Source organism: Sutterella sp. AM11-39 (assembly GCF_003472385.1).
Classification (GTDB): Bacteria; Pseudomonadota; Gammaproteobacteria; order Burkholderiales; family Burkholderiaceae_F; genus Duodenibacillus; species Duodenibacillus intestinigallinarum.
The window spans coordinates 1-3,671 of the sequence record NZ_QRLV01000023.1; the positions used below are offsets into that span (position 1 = coordinate 1).

The 3,671-nt window shown below is 55.9% G+C and carries 4 protein-coding genes and 1 pseudogene; 3 read left to right on the forward strand and 2 right to left on the reverse strand.

From position 1 onward, the window contains the following. Nucleotides 1-269 (reverse strand): annotated as a pseudogene (locus DW133_RS09900) (hypothetical protein); the annotation flags it as partial. Between the two features lie 282 nt (nt 270-551). Between DW133_RS09900 and argF the strand changes: the two are divergent. From argF to lgt, 3 genes are read left to right on the forward strand one after another with little or no spacing between them, the layout of a single operon-like run. Further along, nucleotides 552-1,469 (forward strand): ornithine carbamoyltransferase, encoded by a 918-nt coding sequence (gene argF, locus DW133_RS09905; protein ID WP_118276496.1) that lies wholly within the window; start codon nt 552-554, stop codon nt 1,467-1,469. Beyond that, the gene (locus tag DW133_RS09910; RefSeq protein ID WP_118276493.1) at nt 1,469-2,281 is read left to right on the forward strand and encodes a pseudouridine synthase; all 813 of its coding nucleotides are present in this window, start codon (nt 1,469-1,471) and stop codon (nt 2,279-2,281) included. The genes argF and DW133_RS09910 overlap by 1 nt, the downstream gene beginning before the upstream one ends. A gap of 25 nt (nt 2,282-2,306) precedes the next feature. After that, entirely contained in the window at nt 2,307-3,101 is a 795-nt protein-coding gene (gene lgt / locus DW133_RS09915; protein WP_118276494.1) for a prolipoprotein diacylglyceryl transferase, read from the forward strand. Nucleotides 3,102-3,105: 4 nt separating this feature from the next. Here the strand turns inward: lgt and DW133_RS09920 are convergent. Beyond that, on the reverse strand, nt 3,106-3,671 hold a 566-nt coding region (locus DW133_RS09920), incomplete at its 5' end, for a DUF4143 domain-containing protein (protein ID WP_147408931.1).

Consider the following 3,671-nt stretch of genomic DNA (forward strand, 5'->3'; position numbering starts at 1 on the left):
GAGGGCACCTGAGACAACCACGGTCTTTGTGCCTTATCAACAAAATGCGCGTACTTCTGATCGGGCTTGGGCCGCGTAATGCGGCATTCATTGCGAATTGGTTGCTTATGCCGTTCAGTTTCCGCTATCAGTCGGCTGAGGCTGTCAAAGAACCTCTGTTCCAGAACGCATTCGTTGTAGATAAACATCTGCCCGGCCGACCAGGTGAGGTAGGCCTCGCGTGCAGATGAATTCTTAAACCTGGCGGCAAATTTGCGTCCGGTGAGCATAGGGTTCCTTTCACGAGGAACGCAGTGTACAGACAACATTCATCTATTTGTTGCCTGCCTCCCCAAAAAATAGCTTCGGGGTTTTAGAGCCGCATTCCTCCCCTGTATGAATACAGGGGATTCCTGCGGGATTTCTTTGAAGAGGCGTGCAAATCCGTTGCACCGGCGGCACGCAATTCTGTGGCAAGTTCGTTTCGCGGCTACTTCCAACCGACTACAATGAAGCAATTTGTGCGGCTCGGCACAGGCTGCGTCGCGGAACAAAAAATAGGGAGACAAAAAATGGCAATCCGACACTTTCTGAAGCTCGCGGACTTCACCAAAGACGAACTCAACACGATGTTGCGCCGCGCAGCGGAAATCAAAGCGCTGCAAAAGGCAGGCACGCCCTACGTTCCCTTCGGCGGCAAGGTGTTGGTGATGATCTTTGAAAAGGCAAGCACCCGTACGCGCGTCTCCTTTGAGTCAGGCTTCTATCAGTTGGGCGGCAACGTGATTCATCTCTCTAGCCAGGGATCGCAGCTAGGCCGCTCGGAATCCATCGAAGACACGGCACGTGTGGTGAGCCGCATGTGCGATCTCGTGATGATCCGCACGTTCGGCCAGGATCGTCTGGAAGCGTTTGCCAACAATAGCCGCGTGCCCGTGATCAACGGTCTTACGGATGAATACCATCCGGTACAGATCATGACCGACATTCTTACCTTCATGGAACACAAAGGCTCCATCGAAGGCCGTACTGTTTGCTGGGTGGGCGACGCCAACAACATGAGCTACTCGTGGCTGGAAGCGGCCAAGATTCTGGGCTTTCACATTAATCTGGCGATTCCCGAAGGTTACCCGCTCGATATTTCGCTGATCCCGGAAGGAGACGACTACTACACCGTGTTCCGCGATCCGATCGAAGCCGCCAAGGGTGCCGATTTGGTGACAACCGATGTTTGGACCTCCATGGGTTTTGAAGAAGAAAACGAAAAGCGCCGTCGCGACTTTGCCAACTATCAGGTCAACAGCGCCGTGATGGCGGCTGCCAACCCCGGTGCTCTCTTCATGCACTGCTTGCCCGCGCATCGCGGCGAAGAGGTGACGGCCGAAGTGATCGACGGCCCGCAGTCCGTTGTGTGGGACGAAGCGGAAAATCGCCTGCATGCTCAAAAGGGCATCATGGAGTTCTGCCTTAACGCTTCGAGCAAAGCCTGATGGGCAATAACCGTAAACCGACCGCTCGCCTTCAGGAAGATTCCGGTGCATCGATAGGTGCGCCGGAACTTGTTCGCTTGTCCAAGCGCATGAGCGAACTGGGACTCGCGAGTCGCCGCGAGGCGGACGCTTTTATCGAAAAGGGCTGGGTGCTGGTCGACGGCAAGGTGGCGCAGCTCGGGCAAAAAGTGGGCCCCGGCGCGCGCATCGAACTCAAGGCGCAGGCCAGCTACAGTCAAAAGCAGCAGGTGACGGTGCTTCTCAACAAACCTGTCGGTTACGTGAGCGGACAGGCTGAGGACGGCTACAAACCCGCCAAGACTTTGATCACGCCGGAAAATCGCTGGGCCGGTGACGATTCGACGCTTCGCTGGAGCAGCGCCCAATTGAGAAGCCTGGTTCCCGCAGGGCGCCTGGACATCGACTCCGTGGGCCTTCTCGTGCTTACGCAGGACGGACGCGTTGCCAAGGCCATCATCGGCGAACACAGCACGATCGAAAAAGAGTACATCGTGCGCGTTGCCGATGCGCAAACCGGTCAAGCGCCGAAATTTGCGGCGCAAACGTTGGCGCTTCTTCGTCACGGTCTGTCGCTTGACGGCAAGGCGCTGTTGCCTGCTCAAGTTGAAGTTTTAAACGACGATGAGCTTCGTTTTGTTCTGAAAGAAGGCAAGAAACGCCAGATTCGCCGTATGTGTGCTGCCGTCGGCTTTAAAGTGCTGCGTCTAAAGCGCGTACGCGTGGGTCGTGTACGCCTGGGGGCTTTGCCGCCCGGCAAATGGCGTTATCTCAAAGACAACGAACGCTTCTGACTTCTAACATTTGCATTCTGCTCGTATGTTCGCGCCGGAATTCAATCCCATCGCTTTTTCGATCGGTCCCCTTGCCGTGCACTGGTACGGTCTGATGTATCTCTTAGGATTCGCCTTCTTCTGGGCGTTGGGACGGTTGCGCGCGAAGGATCCGTGGCGTCAGATGACCGCCAACGACGTGGAAGACATTCTCTTTTACGGCGTGCTCGGGGTCATTCTCGGCGGACGTTTGGGTTTTTGTCTTTTCTACCAGCCTGAGTGGTACCTGTCGCATCCCTTGGACATCTTCAAGGTGTGGCAGGGCGGTATGAGTGCGCACGGCGGCATCATCGGGTCCATCTTGGCGATCTGTGCGTTTGCCCGCATCAAGGGAAAAACGTTTTTTGAGGTGGCTGACTTTGTAGCGCCGCTTGTGCCGCTGGGCTTGATGTTCGGGCGCATCGGCAACTTCATCAACGGGGAGCTGTGGGGCAGGGCGGCCGGCTCCGACGTGCCTTGGGCCATGATTTTCAAGAACTCGGGCACGCTGGTGCCAAGGCATCCCTCGCAGCTCTATGAGGCTTTCCTGGAAGGGGCGCTTCTTTTCACCGTGCTGTGGTGGTTCTCCAGCAAGCCGCGCGTGGCCGGCGCCGTTGGCTCGCTCTTTTGCATGGGCTACGGTCTGGTACGTTTCATCGTGGAATATTTCCGCGAACCCGACAGCTATCTCGGACTGGGACTTTTCGGCCTGTCCAGAGGCCAATGGCTGAGTCTTCCTGTTTTCTTGCTTGGCCTTGTTGTTTGGATTTGGGTGCACCGCCGCAAGAGCGCCGAGAATTGATTTGTCAGGGCAGGTGCGTGAGATAAAGCGGAACAAAGAGCCGCTTGCCTTCTTTTCGCAACTGCCCAGGATGCAGCACGATTTCTGTTCCGACCTTGGACGCAAACTTCTGTGAAAAACGATCCAGAGAAGTCGTACGGTATTTGTTGCCGGACTTGACCTCGATCGGTACGACGCGAGGCTTTCCACCTGCATCGGCAAACGGCCGCACAATGAGGAAGTCGACTTCCATGCGCTCGCAGCCTTTCTTGGAACTCGTCTGCGCATAGAAAAAGAGCTTGTCGCCTTTGCTTGCTAACGTTTGTGCAACAAAATTTTCGACCAGCATGCCTTCGTTGATGGCCACGTTGCCGAGCAAAACGTTGCGGTAGAGCGCCTCGGCAGTGGTTGCACCGTTTGCCAAGGCCAAAGCGCAGAGCAAGCCCGTATCGGCCATGTAGCATTTCACGGAGGACTGAGAACGGCTCAAACTCAAGCTCACGGAAGGATCGCTCGCTGCAAAACACGGATTGGTGATGTGACTTCTCCCCTCATTGAAATGAGGGGCTTCCTGCTTCATAGCGGGTTTGG

Excerpts from the sequence above, each read along its gene's own strand:
- DW133_RS09910 (WP_118276493.1), top strand. The coding sequence starts at position 1,469 with ATGGGCAATAACCGTAAACCGACCGCTCGCCTTCAGGAAGATTCCGGT.
- argF (WP_118276496.1), top strand. The coding sequence starts at position 552 with ATGGCAATCCGACACTTTCTGAAGCTCGCGGACTTCACCAAAGACGAA.
- lgt (WP_118276494.1), top strand. The coding sequence starts at position 2,307 with ATGTTCGCGCCGGAATTCAATCCCATCGCTTTTTCGATCGGTCCCCTT.